This window comes from Catalinimonas alkaloidigena (assembly GCF_029504655.1).
GTDB lineage: Bacteria > Bacteroidota > Bacteroidia > Cytophagales > Cyclobacteriaceae > Catalinimonas > Catalinimonas alkaloidigena.
In genome coordinates this window covers 5,971,535-5,997,539 of record NZ_JAQFIL010000001.1, presented here as the reverse complement: position 1 = coordinate 5,997,539, position 26,005 = coordinate 5,971,535, and the positions used below count along the sequence as shown (strand labels likewise).

The 26,005-nt window shown below is 43.7% G+C and carries 23 protein-coding genes; 13 read left to right on the top strand and 10 right to left on the bottom strand.

Translation table 11 applies throughout. From position 1 onward, the window contains the following. The first annotated feature begins 97 nt into the window (after positions 1-97). Positions 98-1,054 carry a type 2 periplasmic-binding domain-containing protein gene (locus OKW21_RS24205; protein WP_277484540.1) on the top strand — a complete coding sequence of 319 codons (957 nt, stop codon included), beginning with the start codon at positions 98-100 and terminating at the stop codon, positions 1,052-1,054. A 61-nt stretch (positions 1,055-1,115) separates the two neighbouring features. Here OKW21_RS24205 and OKW21_RS24200 read toward each other — a convergent pair whose 3' ends face one another. The 5 genes from OKW21_RS24200 to OKW21_RS24180 form a co-directional block, all read right to left on the bottom strand. Next, positions 1,116-1,940 carry a hypothetical protein gene (locus tag OKW21_RS24200; RefSeq protein WP_277484537.1) on the bottom strand — a complete coding sequence of 275 codons (825 nt, stop codon included), beginning with the start codon at positions 1,938-1,940 and terminating at the stop codon, positions 1,116-1,118. Beyond that, positions 1,941-2,303 carry a hypothetical protein gene (locus OKW21_RS24195; protein WP_277484535.1) on the bottom strand — a complete coding sequence of 121 codons (363 nt, stop codon included), beginning with the start codon at positions 2,301-2,303 and terminating at the stop codon, positions 1,941-1,943. Further along, positions 2,300-2,590 (bottom strand): hypothetical protein, encoded by a 291-nt coding sequence (locus OKW21_RS24190; protein ID WP_277484533.1) that lies wholly within the window; start codon positions 2,588-2,590, stop codon positions 2,300-2,302. The genes OKW21_RS24195 and OKW21_RS24190 overlap by 4 nt, the downstream gene beginning before the upstream one ends. Before the next feature lie 4 nt (positions 2,591-2,594). Then, on the bottom strand, positions 2,595-3,239 hold the full coding sequence (locus OKW21_RS24185; RefSeq protein ID WP_277484531.1) for a hypothetical protein: 645 nt from the start codon (positions 3,237-3,239) through the stop codon (positions 2,595-2,597). Between the two features lie 452 nt (positions 3,240-3,691). Then, complete coding sequence (locus OKW21_RS24180) at positions 3,692-3,886, bottom strand: hypothetical protein (RefSeq protein WP_277484528.1); 195 nt, start codon at positions 3,884-3,886, stop codon at positions 3,692-3,694. Between the two features lie 120 nt (positions 3,887-4,006). Between OKW21_RS24180 and OKW21_RS24175 the strand changes: the two genes are divergently transcribed. Next, complete coding sequence (locus tag OKW21_RS24175; RefSeq protein ID WP_277484526.1) at positions 4,007-4,519, top strand: helix-turn-helix domain-containing protein; 513 nt, start codon at positions 4,007-4,009, stop codon at positions 4,517-4,519. A 454-nt stretch (positions 4,520-4,973) separates the two neighbouring features. On the opposite strand, the gene OKW21_RS24170 is transcribed toward OKW21_RS24175, so the two are convergent. From OKW21_RS24170 to OKW21_RS24155, 4 genes are all read right to left on the bottom strand, one after another. Continuing rightward, a complete protein-coding gene (locus OKW21_RS24170; RefSeq protein ID WP_277484523.1) occupies positions 4,974-5,351 on the bottom strand; it encodes a response regulator in 378 nt (125 codons plus the stop codon). 247 nt (positions 5,352-5,598) lie between these two features. Beyond that, positions 5,599-6,747 carry a peroxiredoxin family protein gene (locus OKW21_RS24165; protein ID WP_277484519.1) on the bottom strand — a complete coding sequence of 383 codons (1,149 nt, stop codon included), beginning with the start codon at positions 6,745-6,747 and terminating at the stop codon, positions 5,599-5,601. Positions 6,748-6,770: 23 nt separating this feature from the next. Continuing rightward, complete coding sequence (gene gatB / locus OKW21_RS24160; RefSeq protein ID WP_277484517.1) at positions 6,771-8,228, bottom strand: Asp-tRNA(Asn)/Glu-tRNA(Gln) amidotransferase subunit GatB; 1,458 nt, start codon at positions 8,226-8,228, stop codon at positions 6,771-6,773. Positions 8,229-8,392: 164 nt separating this feature from the next. Next, positions 8,393-9,334, bottom strand: a complete 942-nt coding sequence (locus tag OKW21_RS24155) for an exonuclease domain-containing protein (protein WP_277484515.1) — start codon at positions 9,332-9,334, stop codon at positions 8,393-8,395. A gap of 77 nt (positions 9,335-9,411) precedes the next feature. Between OKW21_RS24155 and OKW21_RS24150 the strand changes: the two genes are divergently transcribed. Next, complete coding sequence (locus OKW21_RS24150) at positions 9,412-10,026, top strand: RidA family protein (RefSeq protein WP_277484513.1); 615 nt, start codon at positions 9,412-9,414, stop codon at positions 10,024-10,026. Between the two features lie 55 nt (positions 10,027-10,081). Here the strand turns inward: OKW21_RS24150 and OKW21_RS24145 are convergent, their stop codons facing one another. After that, positions 10,082-10,969 (bottom strand): metallophosphoesterase, encoded by an 888-nt coding sequence (locus OKW21_RS24145; protein WP_277484510.1) that lies wholly within the window; start codon positions 10,967-10,969, stop codon positions 10,082-10,084. A gap of 202 nt (positions 10,970-11,171) precedes the next feature. On the opposite strand from OKW21_RS24145, the gene OKW21_RS24140 reads away from it, so the two are divergent. The 10 genes from OKW21_RS24140 (at position 11,172) to OKW21_RS24095 (ending at position 26,001) form a co-directional block, all read left to right on the top strand. Then, entirely contained in the window at positions 11,172-14,429 is a 3,258-nt protein-coding gene (locus OKW21_RS24140) for a PAS domain S-box protein (RefSeq protein WP_277484507.1), read from the top strand. A gap of 766 nt (positions 14,430-15,195) precedes the next feature. Then, positions 15,196-15,486 (top strand): GIY-YIG nuclease family protein, encoded by a 291-nt coding sequence (locus tag OKW21_RS24135; RefSeq protein WP_277484505.1) that lies wholly within the window; start codon positions 15,196-15,198, stop codon positions 15,484-15,486. A gap of 450 nt (positions 15,487-15,936) precedes the next feature. Beyond that, on the top strand, positions 15,937-16,113 hold the full coding sequence (locus OKW21_RS24130; protein ID WP_277484502.1) for a hypothetical protein: 177 nt from the start codon (positions 15,937-15,939) through the stop codon (positions 16,111-16,113). Continuing rightward, positions 16,106-16,324, top strand: a complete 219-nt coding sequence (locus tag OKW21_RS24125) for a hypothetical protein (protein ID WP_277484501.1) — start codon at positions 16,106-16,108, stop codon at positions 16,322-16,324. Before OKW21_RS24130 ends, OKW21_RS24125 begins: the two co-directional genes overlap by 8 nt. 25 nt (positions 16,325-16,349) lie before the next feature. Then, complete coding sequence (locus OKW21_RS24120; RefSeq protein ID WP_277484499.1) at positions 16,350-16,496, top strand: PIN domain-containing protein; 147 nt, start codon at positions 16,350-16,352, stop codon at positions 16,494-16,496. A 692-nt stretch (positions 16,497-17,188) separates the two neighbouring features. Next, positions 17,189-17,887: a DNA-binding domain-containing protein gene (locus tag OKW21_RS24115; RefSeq protein WP_277484498.1), complete on the top strand. Its 699-nt coding sequence runs from the start codon at positions 17,189-17,191 to the stop codon at positions 17,885-17,887. A gap of 1,121 nt (positions 17,888-19,008) precedes the next feature. Then, positions 19,009-19,152, top strand: a complete 144-nt coding sequence (locus tag OKW21_RS24110) for a hypothetical protein (protein ID WP_277484496.1) — start codon at positions 19,009-19,011, stop codon at positions 19,150-19,152. A 1,406-nt stretch (positions 19,153-20,558) separates the two neighbouring features. Continuing rightward, a complete protein-coding gene (locus tag OKW21_RS24105) occupies positions 20,559-21,386 on the top strand; it encodes a nucleoside-diphosphate sugar epimerase/dehydratase (protein ID WP_277484494.1) in 828 nt (275 codons plus the stop codon). Between the two features lie 41 nt (positions 21,387-21,427). Continuing rightward, entirely contained in the window at positions 21,428-22,708 is a 1,281-nt protein-coding gene (locus OKW21_RS24100) for a WcaI family glycosyltransferase (RefSeq protein WP_277484491.1), read from the top strand. 929 nt (positions 22,709-23,637) lie between these two features. Then, positions 23,638-26,001: a GumC family protein gene (locus tag OKW21_RS24095; RefSeq protein WP_277484488.1), complete on the top strand. Its 2,364-nt coding sequence runs from the start codon at positions 23,638-23,640 to the stop codon at positions 25,999-26,001. Positions 26,002-26,005: the final 4 nt, after the last annotated feature.

Genomic DNA, 26,005 nt, shown 5'->3' with positions numbered 1-26,005 from the left:
AAAATTACACGGTATGTTATTGTGAATTGATTAATGAAAAATAAAAGTAATTAAATACTTATTTGCATTTTTCACTGTAATACTAAATTCACAATTAATGAAAAAGTTCTTCTTATTCGTTTTGTTATCAATAGTTGTAAGCAATTTTAAGGTGTTTGCTCAGTACGTTCCAATGAATGGTAAATACGTTGAAAAGGTATCCGAAACAACTTTAGCTGTCGTTCTTCAGACGGAAGATACCAAGGAACTTAAAAAACTAAAAGATAATCCAGATGAGTTAAAATCTTACAAAGAGAGCGTTACGAAGTATAACTCAATGTTAAAAACAGTTATTGAAAGAGAATGGGATGTCTCTCAGAGTTTTGAATTTGTAAGTCCTGAAAGGGCAGAGCAAATAAAAAAAAGCAAAAATCCAGAGTATTGTATCTTAGAAAAAATTTCTGTCGCTAATTACAGAATGAGCACTGGAACGGGTAATGCTAGCAGTAAAATTGGTGGCCCATTGGGTCCTAATAATATTACCTCATATGCTATGATTGTTTGGGGTGGTAAACCTAAGAAGGCCATAGTTCGTTCTGCAATACCTTTAGTTGATGTACCGGAGATATCAATGACATTTATGATACAACATCTTAAAAATCAGTTATTTGATTATACCAACAATGGTATTGACAAAAACTCGAGGTTTAAAAAAGAAATTTCTAATCGTTCTCCGCAATTACAAGACAGAAGCTTATTACTTTATGACAAAGTTATTACTTCTAGTTTACAGTCAGTAATCAATGATGGAAGTCTGAAAGAAATGTATGGATATCAATACCAATCATCAAATGACAAGAATGCGATTGATATCATTACTAATCACAAAAAGGGGTTTGTATATCCGATTGTTATACCTACTGGGGTAGTACAATATACTAATCCTTTATATCTATACTGCTTAATAGACTCACATGATGGACGGGTTCTCTATTTTACTGAACAATTTGCAACAAAAACCCGAGAGCAAATTTCAGAGAATCATTTGCAAATGGCTTATGAAAGTATCAAATAGCGAATGCTATGATAAATAGGAAAATGAAGTCAAAATAGTAAGCTTCCTAGTGATGATTTTTTCATTTGCAATTTCTTTTATGGACGTTATGCGCATTTACATTAGTAAATGATGATTCACAGTGAGGGCAGTACAATTTCTCATATGCTCTGAATATTTTGTCTTGCTTATCCTTTAAGCTTCGTTGAGTTTGGTGGAGTTCTTTTTCAAGGCTTTGTTTCTGTTCTTGGGCTTCGCTGAGTTTCTGATAGTAAGTGGTAGCTGCTTCCTTAGATTCTGTAAATTCCTGGTTCACCCTTTGTAATGCTTCGTTGAGCTTGGTAACTGACTCGTTGGACTTGGTTGCTTCCTGTTGGGAGTTCGTTAGCTGCCGTTCCTTGTACGTAAGCGTTTCGTTGAGAAGTCGGATGGTTTCCTCCCTTTGCGAAAGCAGTTCGTTAGCATCTTGTAGTTTTTCTACTGCTGAGCGATTGTCTTTTACTTCATAATACTTACCTACCAAAAGATATACTACCAGGTAATTGATGCTGGCAATAAGGACTGAAAATAGGTGCGCTGAAAAGATAGCCCTGTTACTTTTACCCGAAAATTCAAAGGCATCAAAGAAAAGGGCAGTGATACCATAGGAGCAAAATGCATAGAAAATAGTAAATGCATGACTTACCAGTTTACTATTGGTGGCAGTGAGCAAAATCATCAGATGTATGGCTACCGCCAGAAAGCCAGCGGCAACCTCCCTGGATAGATCACCCATCTCAGCAGGGAGCAGGCCACTGATCAGCGCTTGGGATTCAAAAATCAAATAACCAAAGATGGCAAAGAATCCAATCAAAATAGGAGGAAGCGAGAAAAGCGAATCCGCTGCCTTTTCGTAGAGTTTTGTCATTCAAAAGTAGATTTTACGCACCTGTTGATCATTGATTTGTAAGAAGCCCTTGGCTTTCCAGGCTGCATAGGTGATAAACTTGGTGAGGTAGTAACGGTGGGAAAGCTTATTACTGGTAAAAGGCATATAAGCACCTCTTTTCAATAGGTCATTGCTCAACATATGCTCTACACTGTCACAGGCATACTCATTGACTAATTCGCAAATGTTGACATCATGAACTTCCAAAAGTTTGTTCAATGCCAATAAGAAGTCGTATTCATTGCAGGTATGGCAGGCAAGGAGCCTGGGATTATACCTACCTTCAGTATCAGTTTCAGGAAGGATTTCCAGCCAGATATATTTCATGCTAGGGTTGTTCATGTTTGCTCTAGTTTGGAAGATTCATTTTGCTGCAGCTGTAGGTTATGATCAAAGTACTCAATGGCTCTTTCCAGCTTCTGTCCTTTTCTCAAGCGATAGAAATTCTTAATCTTCTCCTTTTTGACTAATACCAAATCTACTTTGAAGATGGTACCCACCGGCCACTGTAAGCGAGACTTCCTGGATGCTGACACAAAAAGTAGAGGAATATGCTGGTCAGCTAAAGGTTGTAGCCGAACTCTGTTTTTGATCCTTACTGATTGTATGTAAACATCCAGGTAGTGCATAGTATCAGAATTTGAATTTCAGGGCTGCTTCTTCAGCCAGGTTCTGAGTGCGGTTGAACATCTCATTGTCAAACTTTCGGGTATCAATCCTGCTGAAGTACTTGTTTTTACAGTTCTGGTAGAAATGAATAACGTGTCCTATCGGATATTCATTCTTTTCTATGAGCTCTATGCAGTACTGTAACAGATGCCTGGGATTCAGAAAGGCATGCAGATTGGAATCCAGTTTATCCACTTCAGAAGTTCTTCCCTGTCGATGAAAGTTTCGCTCTATATGCTCTATGGGTTGACCTCTTTCTATGGCATCATAGAATGCGCTAAGCCATTTACTGAGCCTTTTATCTTGTAAATATTCAGGGTTTAAATAAGGCATTTTATAGGTGCAGGTGACAATAGTTGTATAGGGTGGTTGATTCAGCTTATATTCGATTTCCTTAACCGGTGTAATCCTGTCACTAGGCCTCAGATAGCCTTTTACATACATTCTCAAAATGAAGTTGGTCAGCGTATTGGTAGGATCTACATTTTCATCAAAGCCTACTTTTTTGCTGTATCCCGGTATCACTTTTCCATTCAGAAATCTGATCACCTGCATGTAGGTAGCATTATCGGTATCGTAGGGAGCAAGTTCAAATTTTTTATTAGGCATAGCTTGCGTTAGTTAACTTATTAAAGTTTTAAAGTAAGAAAGTATAAAGGGTAGAGAACTTATGTTGAAAACATAGTTTGGGCTTAATGGAAAACTAAGTCAATCCTGAAAAAAATAGCTTTGTTGCTATTCGGACAATAAGATTCTCTTCTCGGAATTTTTTGCTATCTTGGGAGCAAATTCCGCAGTATAAATACCGCCAATGCGGACTTTCCTCAAAATCAGTTACAAGCAATTTTAAACCGGCTGCGAGTCGCTAATTTTAGAGAGTTCTATATCGTCATGAATGATTAAGGTGGCTTAATGATTTTCATTCTTAAGGTGTTTTATTGTGGATAATTAGGTCTTAAAATCTTGTGGTTTGAGACTAATTAAAGTTTTAAAGTACCAGAAAGCACTTTCATCAATTGGGAGTGCTTTCTTGCGTCATAGACTTTCGGTATACTTAATTATTAGCTTCTTTCCTTTTCTTTCAATGGACGAAAGGTTTCAAGCTCTTCTCCAAAGTGATCCGTTAAAAAATTCTCTATTAATTGTGATAGATTGACTGCTTTTCTCATTGAAAGCTGTTTTATCCCATCCTTCTTCCATTTAGTAATACTTATAAAAAAAGAATCTTTTTTAAGCTTGGCACTTGTATCCGGCATAGCTTTTATTATTTTTACTAAAAATTATTATTAATACTTCAATATATTAATTTTAAGCAAATATTTAATTATTACTGAAATAATCAAATAATATTTTATTTAAAATAAAATAGAGTAATTATGACTAACATTGGTAGTAGAATTAGTGAAGCTAGAAAAGCTGCTTCCATTTCCGCCACTGAGTTGGCTAAACAACTTGGTAAGACTTCCAGTACGATTAGTCAGTATGAATCAGAGCGCATTAAGGTAGGTATTGATACCTTGGTTCAGATTTCTGAAATCTGTAATGTTGATTTGTATTGGCTCTTAACTGGCAAGGGTAAAAAAATGGTTAAGGAAGATGATTTAGTGGATGAAAAATTAATCGCAGTATCATCTAACCATTCTGAGAAAATCGATGTAGATGTTTTAGCAAAAATTAAAAATGAAGTTGAAGATATCTACAAAGCGCAAATAGAGGATCTCAAGAAACAACTTTTAAAAGCTGAGGAAGAGAAGAATAGATTTATTAATATTGTTGAAAAGTTTGTTTCGGTAAAGCCTAAGGTAACTGGAAGTATGGCCGCAGTGGTAAGAGAAATTAATCTTTTGTCTACTGGTCCAGTTACCCTGCAGCGAAAGATTGCTGTATAAGGCTAATTTTCAATAAGTTGTGAGCTTGGGTTCGAATCCCAGCGGGTTCACATTTTTTTTAACCAACGCATTTGAGGCCTTCATATTTAAGTATGAAGGCTTTTGTGTGTTATGCCTACTATAAAGCAAGAGGGAAAATTTCAGTAAAATATTTTTAGAAAATCAGAAGAGGAGCAAGTCTCTCACGAGAAAAGGTGGGTATCTCCGTTAAGTTTGTCTGCCCTCACTTTTAAGGTTTCTACAAAAAATCTCACCTTATAGTGGGTGCATTTTTGTTCCCCAGGGAAACACGTAATGTCTAAAGGCTTTTTAACAAATAAAAATAGTAAACATTTGGTGTGCTGCATCACTGGCAAACAATAAAACAATCAAGATGAGAAAAGAAAGAATGGCTTAACTGCCAAAATGAGCAGTATTAAGAAAATAAAAGTAGAAGTAAATGCGGGAAAAAAAATTAATGAATCTGGTGAAAAGCCACGATTTCCGCGATATAATTGCTTTTTAAAGGCTTGTCAAAATAACCTTTCACTGCCTCATATTCTTTTGAGCGAAGTTTATCTCTTGTATCTAGAGAGGAGGTCAAAATGTATACATTTGCTTTGTGAACGGGAAGTTTTCGGTACTCTTCCAAAAAATCCCAGCCGTTCATTTCCGGCATATTCAAATCAAGAAGAATAATATCAAAATCATTTTCCTCCTGACCCGCTAAATGCTGTAACGCCTCAGTGGCATTATTGTATTCAGTGAACTCAAGTGAATTTACCTGTTTGGATATAAGCTTACGACTGATAAGTAAATCGAGCTCGTTATCATCAATCATGAGTACTTTCATAGTAAAAAAATAATGAGAAATATCATACCAATACAAATTCAAAGAGACTGATTTCTCGCTTTCAATAATTTTTATCGTTGCTAAATGTGTAATGTTTTAACCATAAAGCTGATTTTTGCATGCTTTACCTAACAAATAATATTAGTACAGTTGACCATAATTACAAAGAATACTCCTGTATTTTTGTTCATAAAAAAATCCTGGCCTTTCAGCACAGGATCATTTCTTTGAAAGAAATTATTAATGACTAAGCTTCATCAAAAAGCTCTGCCAGCTTGTCTTCCAGGGCTTTCCCTCTGAGGTTTTTGGCAATAATATTACCTTCTCTGTCCAGCAGTATGGTAGCCGGGATGGCATTGATATTATAAAGAGAAGCAGCTTCAGAGTCAAAGTATTTCAGATCGGAAACATGCACCCAACTTAGCTGGTCTTTCTTGATGGCTTCCACCCAGGCCTCTTTGGTTCTGTCCAGCGAGACTCCATAGATCTCAAAGCCCTTGTCCTTATATTTATTGTACAAACGAACCACATTGGGATTTTCCATACGACAGGGCTTACACCAGGCGGCCCAGAAATCAATCATCACATATTTACCCTGAAGAGAAGATAACTTCACCGTATCTCCCTGAGGATTGGGCAGCGCAATGTCCGGTGCCTCCATCCCGATAGACAGTCGGCGCAATTCTTCTACCTGGTCTACAAACTGCTCGGTATAGCGAGAGTCAGGTAGGTTATCTTTAAACTTCTCGGCAAGCTCATTCAGATAAGCGAACTCTTTTTCAGCATCCAGAAAATTAACTGCATAAAAGGCAGCAATAGAATTCCCCATCTCATTGATCTTGGCCTTGAGCTTTTCTGTATTATCTGCTTCTATTTTAGCGTAGCGGGATTCTACATCCTGCATGGCCTCTTCATCCTCATCAGCCCGGGCTTTCATAAAGTCAGCATTCAGCTCATTCACTTTTTGCTGAAACTCCCGCATAAGCTCATTGACTTCATAAAAATGGTCTGTATCGGTAGACCCACTGACCTCTACAAAGCCATCCGGCCGGTTTCCATCGGCTACTATGTTTACATCTTCATCATCCAGAATCAGGTTGACGTACTGCTTATCATAGAGGTTGAGTCGGTAAAAGCCGGGAGCGTTATTATCCAGGCTGTAACGGAAGGTACTGTCGCTGGAAACCATCAGTGTATCTACAATATCAATATTATTCTCTCCGATTTTTTCCAGCACCACATAGCCTTTGTCTGAAGGATGGTTGATGCTGCCCTCTATCTGTACATGCCCATTCTTTTTCGGAGACTGCTGCTGCCCGTTAGATCTGCTCTGGGAACAGGCGGTAAAAAGATAAGTGCCCAATATAATAATGATACAATATCTTATGATTCTCATGGTTTTGTGTTCAATGACTTAGTTTAATCTAATTCTTTTCTTAATAATGCATTAGCTACTTTGGGGTTCGCTTTACCCTGGCTGCGCTTCATGACCTCGCCCATAAACATGCCCAGGAGCCCCTTTTTCCCTTTACGGTACTGCTCTACCTTCTGAGGGAAGTCGGCAAGTACCTCTTCCACCAGAGGCTGTATCTGATCCGAGCTGCTCTCATGTAGCAGGTTCATTTCTTCAGCGATTTTCAGCGGCGACTTACCACTTGAGTCTTCCAGCATATAAGGGAATATCTTTTGTGAGGCTATCGCAAAGCTAACCTTATCAGCGGCAACGATCTCTACCAGCTCGGCCAGGCTCTCTGCTTTTACCGGCATCTTCTCTATGCTGTGCGAAGCATCATTCAGATACGACCTTACCGGCCCCATCATCCAGTTGGAGGCCCCCTTATAATGCCTGGTATGGCAGCACACCTCTTCAAAATAACGTGCCATCGCTTTCGTATCGGTCAGCACTTCGGCATTATAAGGCGGCAGCTCATAGGTGTCAACGAACTTATGCCATAATTCGTGCGGCAGTGCCGGCATACTTTCTTTGATCTCCTCCAGCCATGCTTCCGATACCACTACCGGGCTGAGGTCGGGCTCAGGAAAATAGCGGTAGTCGTTCAGCTCCTCTTTGGTACGCATACTGAAAGTCTTACCATTATCAGCATTAAAGAGGCGGGTTTCGGAGATAACCTCTTCACCTGCCTCCAGCAGTAATATCTGCCGTTCCACCTCATGGTCAATGGCACGCTGCACATTACGGATTGAGTTCATGTTTTTCACCTCTACCTTTTTTCCGTATTCGCTGGCACCTTTGGGCATGATAGATACGTTGGCATCGCAGCGCATAGAGCCTTCTTCCATATTACCGTCGCAGATATCCAGGTAACGGACCAGCTTGCGAATCTCGGTGAGCATGGCATAAGCTTCGTCGGAACTGCGAAGGTCAGGATCAGTGACAATCTCTATCAGCGGCACCCCTGCACGGTTGAGGTCTACCAGGGTTTCGGGTTCATTATCCAGGTGAATAGATTTTCCGGCATCTTCTTCCAAATGGATGTGGTGAAGCTTAATCTGTTTCTCCTCTTCCTCATCGCGGATGTATATGCCCCCTCCTACACAAATGGGTGTCTTATCCTGCATGATCTGATATCCTTTGGGAAGGTCAGGGTAAAAGTAGTTTTTTCGGTCAAAGATATTATAGCGGGTGATCTCCGAGCCACAGGCCAGGCCCATGCGGATAGCAAATTCTATTACCTGTTTGTTAAGGAGAGGCAGCGTACCCGGATGTCCCAAAGTAATAGCGCTGATATTGGTATTAGGCGATGCCCCGTACTGATTGGCGTCTGAAGAAAATATTTTACTTTTTGTAAGTAATTGCGCATGTACTTCCAGTCCTATGACTACTGTATACTTCTCTCTTGTATTTTTATCCAACATGATCCGCTTAGGTAGCTATTTTATACAAACTTAAGGTTTTTTCTCCCAGTTTTGCAATGATATGATGTCTCCTTTAGTAGAAAGATGAGGAAGAAAACGGCTGATTGCCTGTGGATTATGAGTGCTGAAAAGAATTTGCTTTCCGTACTTCTTCTCCAGTAAACTTAAGACCCTCCTGACACTTCATGCTGTAAGAGGTTCAGAAACTCCTTTTCAGAGATTAGCGTAACCCCATTCCCTCCGGAAGTCAGGCGCCTTGCCTGTTGTACCTTATTGTTATTTATCCCCTGCTCTATATTGAGGAAGACCCTTTCGCTCAGTACCAGATAGTGGGTTCTTTCGTTGACATAATTGCTAGAATGTCCTCCCGCCTCAATGACGCTTTTTTGTGCCTCAGCACGACTCATACTTCTCAGTGATCCGGTAAACACCACCGTCTTTCCGTAGAGAGGGTGTGATTTGCTTACCCTGGAGAGGTCCAGCGGCATGCTGTGCAGACTAGGCTTCTTTTTCTTCTCCGGCCGGATACGTCCTGCCGGGATATAGCCCTGGGTGTAAAGCTTGCCGATACGTAAGCCAAAAGCCTCTTCTATGTCTCCAAAATGGCTGAGGCTGTGGGCCTCCATCGCCCTGAGCATGATGTGGGCACAGGCTTCAGCATCTGAGCCGGCGGCGTGGTGGTTGAGGGATATGCCGAACCTTTGAGAAAGAGCACTAAGTCCGTAGGAGGGAAAGCCGCGCCAGGCTCTGCGGGCTACCTGCAGGCTACAGGCATAACTCAGCTCGGGAAAGGGAAGCTCGTACTGAGCGAGTACATGGCGCAACACACTCAGGTCAAAACTGGCATTATGGGCGATGACATTGGCCCCTTCAAAATACCCGCTTACGCTTTGCCATAACTCGTCAAACTCCGGTGCATCAGCTACTTTAGTGGCATCTATACCATGTATTCTGGTGTTCATGCTGTTGAACCAGTTGTCGCGTGGCCTCACCAGCCAGGACTTTTGCTCTCGGACAATGCCGTCCTGTACAATGGCAATACCAATTTCGCAAACACTCTCTCTTCGGTGATTGGCGGTTTCAAAATCCAGCGCCACAAAATTCATACTCAGTAGGGTATAGTGAAAACGGGTGACGATAATAAGAAAGTTTTCTATATTTATGCAAAACTAACCTCAAACTCATGCTAAAAATTCAACAAATCACTGCTTTATTTACGCTATGTATAATGTGTGCCTGCCAGCCCGGTCAGCAGCAGGAGGAAGTCAAAGAAGCCAGTGTGTCCCGGACAGGTGTGTCCCAGACAGGAGTGTCCCAGACAGGAGTGTCCCAGACAGGTGACATTGAGCAAAAGCTGGCCGATATGGGCGTGGAACTCTATGACCTGCCGGTACCGGAAGCCAATTTTGTAAGAGCGGTCAGGACCGGCAATCTGGTATTCCTGGCGGGGCATGGGCCGGTAACGCCTGAGGGTAATTATGTGACCGGCAAATTAGGCCAGGATTTAAGTATAGAAGAAGGGCAGCAGGCCGCTCGCTATACAGGGATCACGCTCCTCTCTGCCCTGAAAGCTGAAATCGGGGATCTGGATAAGGTAAGCCGAGTGGTCAAAGTCCATGGGATGGTCAATGGTACCACTGACTTTATTGAGCAGCCCAAGGTGATGAATGGCTTCTCGGACTTTATCGTAGAAGTGTTTGGTGAGAAGGGTAAACATGCACGTGCCGCGGTAGGTATGGGCTCCTTGCCTAACAATATTGCTGTAGAAATTGAGATGATCGTAGAGGTGGAGGATTGAGTTAGTGGAGTTTGAAGTTGAAGGATATTGAAACCCTTAACCTGAAACCTTCAACTCATACATATACAAGCTTATCATGCCTTAGCTGAGCTTTTCCATCCCAGCGATAGGCTACCAGCAGCGGCTCGTTCTCCAGCTTAAAATCCAGGCAGGTATAATTTGGTGCCAGCAGCTCCGGCTTGCCGGGCAGGTTATAATGGCCAAAAAAAAGGGGGACTTCACCTTCCGGATAGTGGTATGTTTCAGCTACCATGTCTCCGTAGCTAATGTGAGGGTTCCCCAAAGTGCTGTCCGGCCGGATGGCCAGCGCATTGTACTGATGTGTCTTACCCACTTCCCACCATTTGGCTTTAAAGCCGGGGCTGGCTGAATAGGAGGGGAGGGGAAGTTTTAGCCCTATCAGTAGCTCCTCCACCGCCTGCGTCACTTCGCTTCCGGGGAGCATTGCCTGCAGCATTTGGTCATCCAGGCAGGCCTGGGGATGGTGCCGTCTGATAAAGTCAATGCTCTGCCGATGCCAGTAGGCATGCACTACCCGGATTCCCGGCAGTTCAAGAAAGAGCGGTAAGGTCTTCATCCAGCGAAGGTAGTCTAGTAAAGCCTCTCTGTCCTGTCCGAAGGAAGAGAATGTAGGTGCGTGCTGGCTGGTATTGTTCTCGCTATGCTCACGGATGTATGCGCCATAAGCATGTTTGTGGAAGAAACCGATCAGGTAATATTCGTGATTGCCCGCCACAGCATAGGCTGCCCCTTGTGCTACCATGTTCCTGACGGTCTCCAGTACTTCCCTTGATGCCGGCCCCTTATTGATAAAATCTCCCACAAATATTGCTTTGCGCTGAGGGTGATGGTAGCCGTTATCACCCAGGCGATAGTCTAGAAATGTCAGAAGCTGCTGCAGCTTATCTGCTTGTCCGTGGATGTCTCCGATGATATCGTACATTTTCAATAAGTACTGATTTGTGGGAGCTTTGTTTAGGCCTGGAAAAAAAAAATTGCACTAGCGGTATTTTAATGAGATGGCAGCGCAAGCGCTTCACGTTTATAGCCTTTCAAAAATTACATTAATGCATTTTTGGGCTAATCTCAAGCTTATGCTATGGTACTATGCGGTAAATTTGAGCTTATACTAGGGTACTCCGCATATGAAAACATTAGCGCAAGCCATCAGAAAAATCAGTGAGCTGGAAGCAGCACTGGAACATAGCCGCCAGCAACTTGGCTTTCCGGGCAGCCTGATGGCAGTTAATCTAAAAGAGCTTTATGAGTTTGCCGGTGTTGGCTGGTGGACAGCTAATCTGAAGACTGGCAAAATTGACTGGTCGGAAGAAGTGGCCCGGCATTATGACTGGCCTCTTACTGAAGAAGCCCCCGACATTGAGGACTATTATCAGCTCATTCATCCCAATCACCGTGAGCAAGTCAGGGCCTCCTTTGCCCAGGCATACCATAGTGATCAGCTTACTTTTGAGAAGTGCATCCTCAGCCGGAAGAATGTTGTGCGCTACCTTAAGACCACAGTAAAGCCTCTTAAGAATAAAAAGGGTGAGAAAGTAGGTTTATACGGTACCACTCTGGACATCACAGACAATAAAAAGGCCGAAGAGGAACTGAGAGCTGAAAAGGAGAAATATAAGCTTATCGCCAACAGTGTTCAGGATTTGATCTGTATGCACCATACAGATGCCTCTTTCACCTATTTATCCCCTTCAGTGAAGCATATTTTAGGCTATGCCGAAGAAGAATTGATAGGCACAAACCCCTATGAGCTCTTCCATGTTGAAGATATTCCTAAAATAGAGGACGCTTATCTTCACCTCGCCATGAAAGACAAAAAGGATAATTGGATGGAGTACCGGATGCGCAGAAAAGATGGACGGTACATCTGGCTGCAGACCAACCTGACTCCAATTATTGTTGAAGGTGAAGTGGTAGCCATTCAGTCCGTTTCCCGCGATATTACTACGCAACATATAGCGCAGGATCAGCTCAAAGTCAGTGAGCGTAACTACCGCCGTCTGGCCTCTAATATTCCTGATACCGACATTTTCCTTTTTGATAAAGATATGCGCTTGATCCTGGCGGATGGAGCTACTATGCAAAAACAGGGGAAGAGGTCTGAGGCATATGAGGGAAAATATCTGGAAGAAGCAGTGCCGGAGAACATCAAAAATTATTTCAAGCCTATCTTTGAAGCTACGGTCCGGGGAGAGTCTGTCCATTCCAGTGTTATGTCTGAAGGTGAGTACTATAGTCATCGTACGGTACCTCTGCGCGACGAAGAGGGGCAAATTGAAGGAGGGCTGCTGGTAAGTCAGAATATCAGCGAACAGAAAAAAGCAGAAGAAGCGCTGCTAAAGGTCAAGGAAGAACTGGAGGAGGCACAGGAGCTGGCGGGTATTGGCAGCTGGGAGCTGGAAATCAAGACCGGCAAGCTTAGCCTTTCCCCACAGTTTAAAAAACTGATCGGGGCAAAATCGGATTTCAGCCCTGACCTGTACCGGGGCCTTAATTTCTTCAGTAAGCACTCCCGCCAGCTGTTTGAGGAGCATGTGCGTAAGTCTATGCAGGAGGGAAGTAATTTTGACCTGGAGCTTGAAATGTCTATCCCCGCTATGAAGCGTATGTGGGTAAGGACATTGGGCAAAACCATAATGCGCAACCAGAAGCCTTATAAGCTTAAGGGAGTGTTTCAGGACATCAGTAAAGCCAAGAAAGCGGAACAGCATCAGAAGCGTTTTCAGAAAGGTTTAAAAACTTTAAACCTTATCGCCTCGCACAGTAAGCTGGATTTTAAAACCCAGATAGACAGGTCATTGTCAGAAGTGGCGGATTTCCTGGGCATGCCCCTGGGGGTGATCAGCCGGGTGGAGGAAAACTACTGCCATGTCAGCCACTCTGTACGTACTACCAACAGTCTTCCTGATATGCAGGGCATGCGTATGCCCCTGGATCATACCTATTGCAGCCTGGCTTATCATCAAAATGATGTGGTAGCGGTATCTGATATGAAAGCTTCAGCTTATAAAGAACATCCTGCCTATGCCAAAATCAGAATGGAGAGCTATATAGGTACGCCTCTGCGCATTGACGATAAAATATATGGCATCGTCAACTTTATGGATATTTCCCCTCGTGAGGAGGACTTCTCTGATGAAGCTAAAGAGTTTGTTCGTTTGTTTGCCCGCTGGGTAAGCGCTACCCTGGAGCGGATACACAAGGAAGAAGAGCTGATACAGGCAAAAAGGCAGGCCGAGCATGCCTCCATGGCCAAGGCGCAGTTCCTTTCTACCATGAGTCACGAGATCCGTACGCCCCTCAATGCGGTTATTGGTATTTCTCACCTGCTGCTGCAGGATGATCCCAAGCCTGAGCAGCTGGAGAACCTGCATGCGCTGCGCTTTTCCGGTGAAAACCTGCTGGCACTGATCAATGACATCCTGGACTTCAGCAAGATTGAAGCCGGTAAGATAGAATTTGAAGATGTAGACTTCAGCCTGAACCAGCTCCTGAAAGGCATTCAACACTCATTGGCTTTCAAAGCGGAGGAAAAGGGAGTGGCCCTACGCATCAGTCAGGACAAAGCCATCCCGGAAACCCTGACGGGTGATCCTACCCGCCTTTCCCAGATCATGAACAACCTGGTAAGCAATGCCATCAAGTTTACGAAGCAGGGCAGCGTAGAGGTCAGGGTAAAAATTGCTGCTCAGGAGGAAGGAAAAGTAAAGCTCACCTTTGAAGTAGAGGACAGTGGCATTGGTATCCCTGAAGATAAGCAAAACCACATTTTTGACAGCTTCTCCCAGGCAAGCTCGGATACCACCCGGAACTATGGTGGCACCGGACTGGGCCTGGCGATCACCAAAAAGCTACTGGAGCTACAGGGCAGCCGGATACAGCTCAAAAGCGAGGAAGGAGGAGGCTCTCTCTTCTACTTCAGCCTGGACTTCAGGACAAGTAGCCAGGTGGTAGAAGATAAGTCGGTATTTTTACAGGGCAAGGAAGCCTTCCGCAGCCTGGAAGGCTATAAGGTGTTGCTGGTGGAAGACAATAAGATGAATGTCATTGTGGCGCGCCAGTTCCTGAACAAGTGGAAGCTCGCGTTTGAGCATGCTGAAAACGGGCAGGAAGCGGTAGACAGGGTGCTGGGAGGGGAGCAATATGACCTCATCCTGATGGACCTGCAGATGCCGGTGATGGATGGCTATGAAGCCAGCTTACATATCCGTAAAGTTTTTCCGGACCTACCCATCATCGCGCTCACGGCATCAGCCATGCTGGAGATACAGGAGCGAGTCTATAAGGTAGGCATGAATGACTTTGTCACCAAGCCCTTCAATCCCAATGAGCTGTACCACAAGATCGTAAAGCAGCTCCCTCGGAAGAAAGAGGTGAAAGCTTAGGGTATACGATTAAGGAGGCATAGGGAAAATTGACGTGTGTTTTTACCATAGCATTGTTTTAGCTTCTATACTTACTGCATCTTACTAAAGATGACAGTTCTCTTCTGTCCTTCAGCCTAGCTGGCCGCGCCTGGCCGGCCGCGCGTTGCACGCTGCGAAGAACCTTGCTTGGACCTGCTTAAAGCTTGAGAGGGGTGCGAAGAGCGATGCGTAGATAAATGTACTACATGTGAGTGCTTTTAACAAAGTATTGTGTTCGTACTTATACTTGGTGCATCTCACTTAAAAGGTCCCTTCTGGATGACATTGAAAAAAAGAACTAGCTCATTATCATTCAGCCCAGGTGATTGTACCATGTTGGCTCCAGGATGACAGTTCTCTTCCCCTTTTGTCATTCAGCCTAGCCGGCCGCGCGTTGCACGCTGCGAAGAACCTTGCTTGAACCTGCTTAAAGCTTGAGATGGGTGCGAAAAGCGATGCGTAGATAAATGTACTACATGTGAGTGCTTTTAACAAAGTATTGTGTTCGTACTTATACTTGGTGCATCTCACTTAAAAGGTCCTTTCGCGACACGCAGTGTGCGACACCCGGTATTGGATGACATTGAAAAAAAGAACTAGCTCATTATCATTCAGCCCAGGTGATTGTGCCACGCTGGCTCCTGGTGGACAGTCCTCCTCCCCATCTACAAGATGCGACATATAGTACAAAATGACATTATTTTTGCTATTGTCTATCCAATAAGCACTTTTAGGAATTTTCTGTATGCTCAAAGGCAACTATTTTGTATATATCATCACCAATCCTGGTAAAAGGGTATTGTATACTGGCCTCACGAACGATTTGGCCACGCGGCTCCAACAGCACTATGCGAATAGAGGAAAAAGAGATACCTTTGCGGGTAGGTACTATTGCTATAGACTACTGTATTATGAGCGATTTTCAGATGTACAGCAGGCAATAGAACGGGAGAAAGAGATCAAAGATCTCAGCAGACAAAAGAAAGAAGATCTTATCAGTGCTTTTAATCCCCAATGGAAGTTTTTGCTTCCCTGAGTCAGCTTTGGTTTACTACGTTTCATAAAGTGTTGTTTGCTTAATAAGGTTTAGTATCCCTCACTTATATTTATCTATTCCATGTCCTTCAGCCTAGCTAGCCGCGAGTTGCATGCTGCGAAGAAACTTGTTGAGACCTGCTTAAAATTTTGGATAGGGCGAAGAGCGGTGTATTGATGTGGGTGAGTACTTTTAAGAAAGCATTGTTTTATACCTAAACTTACTGCATCTCACTAAAAAGGTCCATTCGCGACACGCAGTGTTGGATGACAGTTCTCTTCCTTCTGTCCTTTAGGCGTTGCACGCTGCGAAGGAATCTTGCTTGGACCTGCTTAAAGCTTGAGATGGGTGCGAAAAAATGATGTGTTTATCTTGCATCAAGACAAACAAGCTTCCCTGCTGTACCCTGCCTGGCATAAAATCGTTATATTGAGTATAAAACCTATAGTAATGAATATTAGAGAAAAGATAAAACAGGAGATAGATAGTTTGAGTGATGAAGAGGTAGAAAAGCTTGAGAAGCTAATTATCTCTTTGAAAACTAAAAAAAGAACCGACGGGCTGCCCACTTTTGACCTGGGAGGGAAGTTTGATAAGATGAAACTAAGAAAAGAAGCATATGAGTAAAATATTGCTGGATACTAACCTGCTTCTCTATGCTATTGACAACAACTCTCCCCGGCAATTCCAAAGTCAGGTTATTCTGAATGCTAATGAGTATACGCTTTTTACTACCTCAAAAAATATAAGTGAGTTGCTTTGCGCCGCTACCCGGGGCAATCAGCCTATCCTAAATGTTTTAGACGCTTTGCGGGTGGTCAGCCATTATTACAAATGAGCGTTCTTTCCTTAAACTAAAAGCGTTGCTGGAGCACTATCAGCCCCGTGGCCTCAAAGTGCATGATTATGAGATCGCAGCAATTGCACTTGCTAACGGCATCACCCGGATAGCAACCTTTAATAGTAAAGATTTTTCTGGTATTGAAGATATAGAAATTATAGTGCCCTAGTTTATAAGTCTACTTTGTCACTTCCTTTCTTAGTAATCAAGTCGCTCTGTCCTTCGGCCTAGCTGGCCGCGCCTGGCCGGCTGCGCGTTGCACGCTGCGAAGAACCTTGCTTGGAACTGCTAAAGGTTTGAGAGGGGGGCGAAAAGTGATTTTTGAGGTGTGTACTTATAACAAAGCTTTGTTTTAGTTCCTATACTTAATTGCTCTAAACTTAAAAGGTCCATTCGCGACACGCAGTGTGCGACACCCGGTATGCGATACCCGGTATTGGATGACAAATGAGTTGCTTACAATATGAAGCCTGTCCTTCAGCCTGCCTCTGTGTAATAATTTTACGCCAGCCCACCTATTTGCCTGCCAGACGCACGCTCACCCCCTGTTTGCTGTAGAAATACTTTTTTGTGCAGATATATACTTCATATTAAGTGTATGCACATATATATGTGTGAATGCGCCTCCCGATCACCAACTATTCTTTACCCTCCCCCTATAATAATATTCTATAATGCTTAAATCCTGGTAATATACGCGTGAATACCTGTGTATATCACTCACAAATAAGTATAGAAAGCAAATATATGCCCGAGTATTAATCTGTCAGATACGCATGAGTATTTTGTGTGCATGTGTCATAAATTGCTGCTCTACTTATCATAACAAAAGGTATGTTGGGCATAATATATTTATTTCTAATGAGTTTAAAATTCTTTCTTAAGGATAATCATCTGACACCTGATCCGAATGATTATCGTGCAGAAACGGTCAAAGGTAAGACCAATGACCTGGAGGACATTATTGACATGATGATGCACCGGCCCGTAGGTGTATCACGGGTGGAAGTGACGGGCGTGATGGAGGAATTGTTCGTAGCCATGGAATTCCTCTTACTGAGGGGCGAGAGTATTGAGACTTCTCTCTTTAAGCTCTCTCCTAAGGTGAAGGGCGTGTTTGAAAGTGAGGATGCTCCTTTTGACCCTGCCAGGCATAAGGTGAAGCTCCGGCTGTTGCCCGGAAATAAGCTGGGTAAGATCGCGAAGGAAATTCCTGTGGAGAAAATAGCTCCTATCGTGAATGTTCCTGTGCCTACTGCCCTGATGGATATGGCCAGCCAGCAGAAGAACCAGACACTGACTGCGGGTAAGCCTGCCCGCCTGCAGGGGAATAAGCTGAAATTTGACGCAGCCGATCCGCTACAGGGGGTATTTCTGATCAACAGCAGTACGGATGAGGAAAGCAGAGCTGACTTTATCCTGGACAATGAGCCTAAGACGGTGACCTTTGTGGTGCCCGAAGGCCTGGCGGCAGGAAACTATCAGCTGGAACTGCGGTCCAATCTGGGCACTAAGGAACTGAAAGTAGGCAGCCTTAGTGCTATTTTAACAATCACATAATTATTCATCGCGCAACATATCTTTTGAAAGAGGCTTCGGCCTCTTTTTTTTTTGCACAATAGCCCCAAGCTGAGGGTTTACTGTTGTTTAGCTTTATTGCAATGTATGTGTATCAATACATATGGTATCTCTTGTACATACCCCCAGGATGTTTATCATCTTGTCCGAGATCCCAGTGTGGAGCACCCCGTGTGGGACACCCCGTGTTCCACACCGGGTGTGGAGCAATCCTATCCCCCCCCTTTGTCATTCAGGAAGAAACTTATCAGGACTTGCTTAAGGTTTAGGGTGGGGCGAATGGTGATGAGCTTAGAAAGAAAAACAGGGTGCCGACAGAGGCTAGTGCGCTTCGCTAAAAAGGTCCACCCTGGATGACAAAATGGAGAAGGTTAGTCCTTCAGCCTGGCTGGCCGCGCCTGGCTGACCTCGAGTTGCCTCCCGTGTTCCACACCCGATGTGGAGCACCCCGTGTGGAACACCCGGTGAGGAGCACTTTACCGCTATGCAGTCCTTCATCTGCAGGGGTGGTTAAGCTTCCTGATCCCCGGCGGCTTCGTCATTCCATGAGGGTCGCAGTCTGAAATGACAGATGGTGCAAATTGATAATGCTTAGCGTTTAGCCCCAGCCGGGCCTGGGGGCCTCAAAGAGCTCTTTTTTGTGCATAATTTTAATTGGCCTTTTAGGTTGGGGTTTCACCGGAATATCCTAAATCACCCTGATACCATCTCTTCATCTTCTCCTTTGCCCGCCGCTTAGCATTCTTATCAACTGCCACCTTAGGTATGCCGACTTACTCCAAACCTTCTCCGGTTTCCTGCTTGTACCAGACTCGCCCATCTCCCTGATTGACTGTCGACCACTTTCACTACCCATAGTGGTCGACAACGGCTATCAATCGTGGGCCATTTTGGATAGGCATAGTAGTCGACTATGGCTACTCCAGCTCGACTACTATGAGGCTTATTTCCTGAGCATACCGCTTAGGGTGCTGATTTTGTTTTGCCCTCACCCCTCGCAGGCCGCGAGTTGCACTCCGCGCCACGCAGGCCGCGAAAGAATCTTGCCTGGACCTGCTTAAGATTTAGGGTGGGGCGGAAGATGATGTGCCTAAAAGAAACGTATGATGCAGACAGAGACCAGTGCACTTAACTTACAAGTTCCACCCTGGATGACAATATGGAAAAGGTTTGTCCTTCAGGGGCTGGATGACACTTCTCTCCCTGTCCTCCAGAATGGATCTTGTTCAGACCTGCTTAAGGTTTAGGGTGGGTGCGAAAAGTGATGAGTAGGAGTGTGTGCCTTTAAAAAAGTTGATCTAATACCTATACTCGGTGCATCTCACTAAAAAGGTCCATTCGCGACACGTAGTGTTGGATGACAGTGGGAGGAGATGTGTCCTTCAGCCTAGCCGGCCGCGACACCCGGTGTGGAGCACCCGGTGTGGAGCACCCGGTGTGGAGCACCCGGTGTTGGGTGACAGTGTTCGTAATAAATACCTTTCCCCTCTGAGCTGATGCCCGGAAGGTGCCTGCCTGCAAGCTGTTTTCTGTCCCCCGACTAGCTGAGCAAAGCTTGCTCAGAGGAATTTATCGCCCCACAAATATCACCTTGTTTAATGGTGCATCTTCCTTATGCAATTAAGCCGCAGGGAGATACAAAAGTAGCTTTTTTTGGGTGGCAGGTTTAGCATGCATTTGAAATGCGCAAGTAGATAGTGGAAACTTTTATACAATATGAACGTGATCTTAAGTATTGATATTCAGACTTGCATTTACCTGTTAAAGCAAAGCACTGTGATTGTGCTTAGAACAAACTTACCTGGAGTATGTTCTTTTATTGTAATCTCATATGATCGAATACGAATGACATACTGCCGACAAACGAGAGGGCTAAACTTACCAACACAATAAATGTATTTTTTCTATATATAATATTATTATTTTAACTTAAAATAATGGTACATTAGAACAAACAATTTTTACTAAAGACAGTTTTAGATTAAAATACTGTATTTATTTAGATAAATACCTGAGGTCTGTACTTACTCTTACCTAGTGATAATTCATCAATCTTAAATTTCAGTACATTTTTTCATCAGCAAACGCAGTGCAATTTCACTGACTTTACTTCTTAGAAAAAAAATAAATTTTCGGTATATTATTTATTGAAAAATGGTTGAATATTTTGAGCTCATGAAGTTGAAAATTTGTCACTTTTATTAAAATATTGCTGGAAAATGTTTGGCTAGTGTAGCAATAAAAATGAAAATTCTCAATCTACTCCATATGTATAAGTACTTCAAAAATATAAGTATGAGGTATGAAGAACGAGCAATGGCATTGATGTGTACTATTACATACCATTGCAAAGAAAAAAAATATTTCATAGGTTAGATTTTCATAATGAAAAGAAGTCTTCGTGAGTGTTTAGCTAATGAAACTCCTCCATTGATAAAATTTTGATAATAAATACCATAAAACGCCAAGGCTGCGGCATGTAATAAATAATCGCGTATTAGCAGCCAGTAATCTAAAAAAGAAAATTTTTACGATAGTGAGCTTGTATATCACGGGTGATTCATAAGCAATCATCTGAAGGGTGAACTATGCTTTCTATCTGACAAATTGTCTTTAGTGTAATCAACAACTCAGTAGCCTAGACCTGATCTTCATGGGAAGAGTAAAATCAGCATATTCAAAAGTATGCATACTTATTTTAGCTTTGCCGGATGTTTTCGCTTTCGGCATATGGCTATCCCTGGGGACAGCTTTACAAAGCACGGTACTACTTACAGATATTGAATTTACTTATATTCTTACCCTCCTTTGGATGTGTGCATCAGGGTTTTCGGGACTCTATAACCCTCCCCAGCTGGTATCCTGGCCTCGCCTGAGCCTTGCGCTAACTAAAGCACTGACTGTTGAACTGCTGGCAGGTAGCATGCTCTATTATCTATTGCCTGGGATGGAGCTTAGGCCAGATGTATTTTTGCTCTTCTGCTGCTGGCTGGCAGCTGTGTCTTTAGGAAGTAGAATGGCGTTGCTTCGCCTGTATCGGGGGAGGCGTAAAGGGGATGGCACTGGGTTTATTATACTGGGCTACACTCCTGAAGCCAGACTATTACAGAGACATCTGAAAAGGGTAGGAAAGCATCACCGGTTCCTTGGCTTTTTTGATGATCGCTCACAGGGCGCCTATATACGAGGGCGGATGGTAGATGTGACCGACTTTTGTAGAAATCATAAGGTAGATGCCATTTACATCTGCGGAGAAGGCGCTTCCCAGCTTGGTGGACTGTATGATTTCGCCAACCAGCATTACATATATCTGTATTTTCTGATGCCAGGCCTGAAATACCAGGCAGGGCCCCTGGACCATATTGACCTTACTGAAGGCTTATCTCTTATCGGTTACCAGCCTTCGCGACGGAGGCAGTGGCGGAAGAAATGGCTGGCACTTCGGCTGAACAGACGAAGGCTGGTAGCAGCTACCCATTAGAGGTAAACAAAATGATATACTAAACGATCAACTGACTACCTATGAGAATACTTGTATACGGCATTAACTACTACCCTGAACTGACCGGCATTGGTAAGTATACCACAGAGATGTGTGAATGGCTGACCCGGCAGGGACATCAGATAGAAGTAATCAGCGCATTGCCTTACTATCCCGAATGGGATGTACATGAAGACTATAAAGGCAAGGGCTGGCATAGCGAGGTGATCAATGGGGTGAGGGTGCATCGTGGACCTTTCTATGTGCCCAAAAATGTAAGCGGTTATACCCGCCTGCTGCATGAGTTCTCTTTCCTGGCCAGTTCGGCCTGGTCGTGGATGAAGCAGCTCCCCCGTAATTTTGATCTGGTACTTTGTATTTACCCTCCCTTACCCATTGGTGTCTTCCCATTGCTCTGCAAATGGCTGAAAGGCACCCCTTTTGTGTTTCACATACAGGACCTGCAGGTGGATGCCGCCCGGCAGTTAGGCATTATCCGCCGCAAAGGGCTGCTTAATTTCCTGGAAGGTTTTGAGCGTTACTTTATGCGCAGAGCAGACCTGGTGACCACCATCAGCGAAGGCATGCGGAAGAAGGTGCTGGCCAAAGGGGTAGCGAAGGATAGGCTGAAGCTTTTTCCTAACTGGGTAGATACACAGCGCCTGTTTCCTTATGATGAAGCTGAAAAGCCTGGCCTGAAACAGCAATATGGCTATCAGCCGGGGGATAAGATAGTCCTCTATAGTGGTAATCTGGGAGAGAAGCAGGGGCTGGATAGCCTACTGAGGGCGGCGGCCATAGCGCAGGAAAAACAAAGTGAGCTGAAGTTTTTTGTGGTAGGTGAAGGGGCGGCCAAGAAAAGCCTGCTGGCGCTCAAAGAAGAATTGAGGCTGGAGAATGTACGTTTTGCTCCACTGGTACCGAAAAAAGAATTGCCGGATCTGCTGAACATGGCCGATCTGCATGTGATACTGCAGAAAAAAGGAGCTACCGATCTGGTGATGCCTTCCAAACTGGGGGGCATACTGGCCTGCGGAGGGGTGCCTCTGGTAGCCGCCGAAGAAAGATCGAGCCTGCGCCGCCTGATTGAAGAACATCGGATGGGGGTGCTGGCGGATGCCGAAAATGAGCTGAGCCTGCTCTATAGCATAGAGCAGTATTTTGCTAAACGTAGCCAGGTAGATTACAGTGCCCATGCCCGGCAGTATGCCCGGCAGTATCTCTGCATAGACAGCATACTTACCCGCTTTGAGAGTGATCTGGCTGAGGTAGGAGGGCAGTTAATGGTGGGTGAACCCATCATAGATAGGGCAGAAGCTTAATATTATTGCTGTCCCCTCTCTGTCGTTCAGCCTAGCCGGCCGCGCCTCGCAGGCCGCGAAGGAACCTTGCCAGAACTTTCAGGAAGGTTGATTAGAGCGAGAAGAGAAGGCGTGTATTTGATGCATTTCTATACTATAGCAGGTCTTGCAAAGGCGCAGCAGTTAAAGTCACTACCCCCTCACTGTCCTCCTGGAAGGATCTTGCCAGGACCTTCAGGAAGGTTGATCAGAGCGAGAAGAGAAGGAATGATGTTGCTGCTTACAAGGTGGTTTGCTTTTTTTGGAATGTATCTCCTACAAATGACAAAAAAGCCCTTGCGCCACGCTGGCTCCTGGATGGCTGGGAGGGTGTGAATGAAATGTTTCCTCTCTGTCATTCAACCTAGCCGGCCGCGCCTCGCAGGCCGCGCCTCGCAGGCCGCGAAGGAAACTTGCCAGACTATGCTTGCAGTACCGGGGAGAAGCAAAAAGTGACAAGCGCTCTGATGAAATTCTGTTAAGATAAATTACTAAACACTAAAAGGTCTCAATCCAAGGTCTCAAACTTGTAAAGCCCAAAAGCATAACCCACACAGGTACTGACAAAGTCCTTTTCGGGACACCCGGTGTTGGATGACAATAAGTAGGGAATATACACATTCTACTTACCCCAGGCCGTATTATTAAAAAAATTGCTATAATATTGCTGAATTGTTGCACTTTTGTTGTAAAAAATCACCCTATACCCTTATATTTGTTATCAGACAATCAACAAAAGCTAAGAGACTTTACAATTTCTTCATCTCAAACCCGGAGTAAATTAAATTATAGTATTGATTTTTGTAGCAATGGATGCCCCAGGGTGTAAAAGCTAAAATCAATACACTAAGCATTCGTAAAGTGGGGAGAGAAGCCCCGGCAACCTATATTCATTAATATTTAGCTGAACTATGAAGGAGCAGGAAAACGCATTATGGCAGTTGGAAGAAGCTGAGCCTATAGATGTAAAAGCGATGATTCGTAAGTATGTACGCTACTGGTACTGGTTTGTAATAGGAGTAGCGGGCAGTTTATTCCTGGCTTTTATTTATCTGCGTTATACTACACCGGAATACAGTATAAGCAGTACCATCCTGATCAAAGAGGATGAGAAAGGCTCGAGTTTTTCAGGAGAGGAAGTATTGAGTGACTTAAATATCTTTCAGAGCTCCAGAAATATAGACAATGAGATAGAGATATTACGCTCCCGTAGTCTGATGGAGCGGGTGCTGACTGAACTGGGGCTGCAAACTACCTATTATGTGAAGGGACAGGTGCGGGATGTGGAAGTGTACGGTAAAGGCACACCGGTAAAAGCGATCATCAGTCACCTGGACTCTACCGCTTTTGAGCAAAGTGTTATTGTGCGGACTAAGGGCAATAATTTTGAGCTGGAAGAAGTGGATGAGGAAGGGAATATAAATGTTTTTCCTTATAAATTGGGACAAAAAGTGAAGAGGCCTTATGCTACTTTTACGCTGATAGGTCAACCTAATATGCTGGAGGAAAAAGAAATCATTATTAAGTTTCATGACATAGGTGAATTAGCAGATGATTATAGAGAAAAACTAGTGGTCAATCCTGTAAACAATGACGCTAGTGTGCTTCGGATCAGCATGATAGATGCTGTGCCTCAGAAGGGGGTAGCCATCCTTGCCAAGCTCATAGAACTATACAAAATAGAAGCTATAGATGATAAGAACATAATGGCGACCAATACCATTGAGTTTATAGATGAACGCTTAGGCTATCTTACTAATGAATTGGCCGATGTGGAAAAAGATGTTGAGCGTTATAAACGACGAAATGAGTTGACTAATGTTACTACTGACGCTGAGCTTTACTTAGAACAAGCGAGCGAGTATAATGAGAAGATCTCAGAATTGAGAATACAAATTGATGTTCTTAGGTCAATTGAAAAATACCTTCAGGATATGGATAACGAATTTGAATTAGTACCAACTAGTTTAAGCAACGAAGATCCTAGTTTAATGGAATTGATCTCTAAATTCAATGAACTTCAATTGGAAAGAGTCAAGTTATTACGAAATTCTCAACCGAATCATCCTATGGTGACCTCCATCAATGAGCAATTGATGAATTTACGTGTAAATATTTTGGAGAACCTAAAGAGCATAAAAAATAGTAAAGAAATTACCTTTCAGAATCTCCAGGCCAGTTCAGGGCGTTTTGAATCACGTATCCGCCAAGTTCCCTTAATGGAAAGAGAGTTGCTAGAGATCAATCGTCAACAGAGCATTAAACAGGAACTCTATCTTTTCCTGCTGACCAAGCGAGAAGAAGCAGCCCTCTCACAGGCCTCCACCATCGCTAACTCTCGTATAATTGACCCCCCAGAAGCAGACGATGAACCAATAAGTCCTAAGAAGCATATTGTTATATTGGCTGTGATCTTTGCAAGTCTTGGACTCCCTCTTGTACTCATTAATGTAAAAGAACTATTAAATAATAAAGTAGATGAGCAAAAAGACGTAGAGAAAGCTACAGCAGTGCCTGTGTTGGGAGAAGTGATGCATAGTGAGGAAAAAGGAGCCCTGGTAGTAACGGGTGATAAACATTCGGCAGTAGCGGAGATGTTCAGGCTGGTCCGGGCTAATCTGCATTTTGCTACCCTGGGTAAGGAAAATAAGGTAATACTGGTAACTTCCAGCCGCAGCGGAGAAGGTAAAACGTTCTTTAGTATTAATCTGGGGGCCAGCCTGGCCTTATCAGGAAAAAAAGTAATTATTCTCAGCTTTGACCTGCGCAAGCCCCGTCTGATGAAAGACTTGAGGCTCAAGGATACATTGGGCATTACAAATTACCTGGTGAGTGATGATTTTAGTGTGGTAGCTTTGACAAAGGCAGTAGCCGAAGTGCCCGGCTTATATGCCATGGGCTCCGGACCTATACCCCCTAATCCGGCCGAACTGATGATGGGAGATAAAGTAAAGCAACTGATAGAAGAGCTGAAAAAAGACTTTGATCATATCATCCTGGACTCTTCCCCGGTAGGGCAGGTAGCCGATGCCTTTAACCTGGCGCCCTATATAGACTCTACCCTCTATATTGTCCGCTATAATTATGCCTTTAAGGAGCAATTGAGCATAGTAGAAGATATATACCGGAACAAAAAACTCAATCATCCTATGGTGGTGATGAATGATGCCAAAAAGAAAAACGCAACTGCTTATGGATATGGGTACGGGTACGGTAGTTATCATCAAAATGGGAAACATAGGGGCAAAAGTAAAAAGGCCTTTGTAAGATTATAAGAGA

Excerpts from the sequence above, each read along its gene's own strand:
- OKW21_RS24195 (WP_277484535.1), bottom strand. The coding sequence starts at position 2,303 with ATGAACAACCCTAGCATGAAATATATCTGGCTGGAAATCCTTCCTGAA.
- OKW21_RS24185 (WP_277484531.1), bottom strand. The coding sequence starts at position 3,239 with ATGCCTAATAAAAAATTTGAACTTGCTCCCTACGATACCGATAATGCT.
- OKW21_RS24205 (WP_277484540.1), top strand. The coding sequence starts at position 98 with ATGAAAAAGTTCTTCTTATTCGTTTTGTTATCAATAGTTGTAAGCAAT.
- OKW21_RS24110 (WP_277484496.1), top strand. The coding sequence starts at position 19,009 with ATGATGCAGACAGAGACCAGTGCACTTAACTTACAAGTTCCACCCTGG.
- OKW21_RS24115 (WP_277484498.1), top strand. The coding sequence starts at position 17,189 with ATGAGTTTAAAATTCTTTCTTAAGGATAATCATCTGACACCTGATCCG.
- OKW21_RS24140 (WP_277484507.1), top strand. The coding sequence starts at position 11,172 with ATGAAAACATTAGCGCAAGCCATCAGAAAAATCAGTGAGCTGGAAGCA.
- OKW21_RS24150 (WP_277484513.1), top strand. The coding sequence starts at position 9,412 with ATGCTAAAAATTCAACAAATCACTGCTTTATTTACGCTATGTATAATG.
- OKW21_RS24135 (WP_277484505.1), top strand. The coding sequence starts at position 15,196 with ATGCTCAAAGGCAACTATTTTGTATATATCATCACCAATCCTGGTAAA.
- gatB (WP_277484517.1), bottom strand. The coding sequence starts at position 8,228 with ATGTTGGATAAAAATACAAGAGAGAAGTATACAGTAGTCATAGGACTG.
- OKW21_RS24095 (WP_277484488.1), top strand. The coding sequence starts at position 23,638 with ATGAAGGAGCAGGAAAACGCATTATGGCAGTTGGAAGAAGCTGAGCCT.
- OKW21_RS24175 (WP_277484526.1), top strand. The coding sequence starts at position 4,007 with ATGACTAACATTGGTAGTAGAATTAGTGAAGCTAGAAAAGCTGCTTCC.
- OKW21_RS24155 (WP_277484515.1), bottom strand. The coding sequence starts at position 9,334 with ATGAATTTTGTGGCGCTGGATTTTGAAACCGCCAATCACCGAAGAGAG.
- OKW21_RS24200 (WP_277484537.1), bottom strand. The coding sequence starts at position 1,940 with ATGACAAAACTCTACGAAAAGGCAGCGGATTCGCTTTTCTCGCTTCCT.
- OKW21_RS24190 (WP_277484533.1), bottom strand. The coding sequence starts at position 2,590 with ATGCACTACCTGGATGTTTACATACAATCAGTAAGGATCAAAAACAGA.
- OKW21_RS24105 (WP_277484494.1), top strand. The coding sequence starts at position 20,559 with ATGGGAAGAGTAAAATCAGCATATTCAAAAGTATGCATACTTATTTTA.
- OKW21_RS24145 (WP_277484510.1), bottom strand. The coding sequence starts at position 10,969 with ATGTACGATATCATCGGAGACATCCACGGACAAGCAGATAAGCTGCAG.
- OKW21_RS24100 (WP_277484491.1), top strand. The coding sequence starts at position 21,428 with ATGAGAATACTTGTATACGGCATTAACTACTACCCTGAACTGACCGGC.
- OKW21_RS24170 (WP_277484523.1), bottom strand. The coding sequence starts at position 5,351 with ATGAAAGTACTCATGATTGATGATAACGAGCTCGATTTACTTATCAGT.
- OKW21_RS24130 (WP_277484502.1), top strand. The coding sequence starts at position 15,937 with ATGAATATTAGAGAAAAGATAAAACAGGAGATAGATAGTTTGAGTGAT.
- OKW21_RS24125 (WP_277484501.1), top strand. The coding sequence starts at position 16,106 with ATGAGTAAAATATTGCTGGATACTAACCTGCTTCTCTATGCTATTGAC.
- OKW21_RS24165 (WP_277484519.1), bottom strand. The coding sequence starts at position 6,747 with ATGAGAATCATAAGATATTGTATCATTATTATATTGGGCACTTATCTT.
- OKW21_RS24180 (WP_277484528.1), bottom strand. The coding sequence starts at position 3,886 with ATGCCGGATACAAGTGCCAAGCTTAAAAAAGATTCTTTTTTTATAAGT.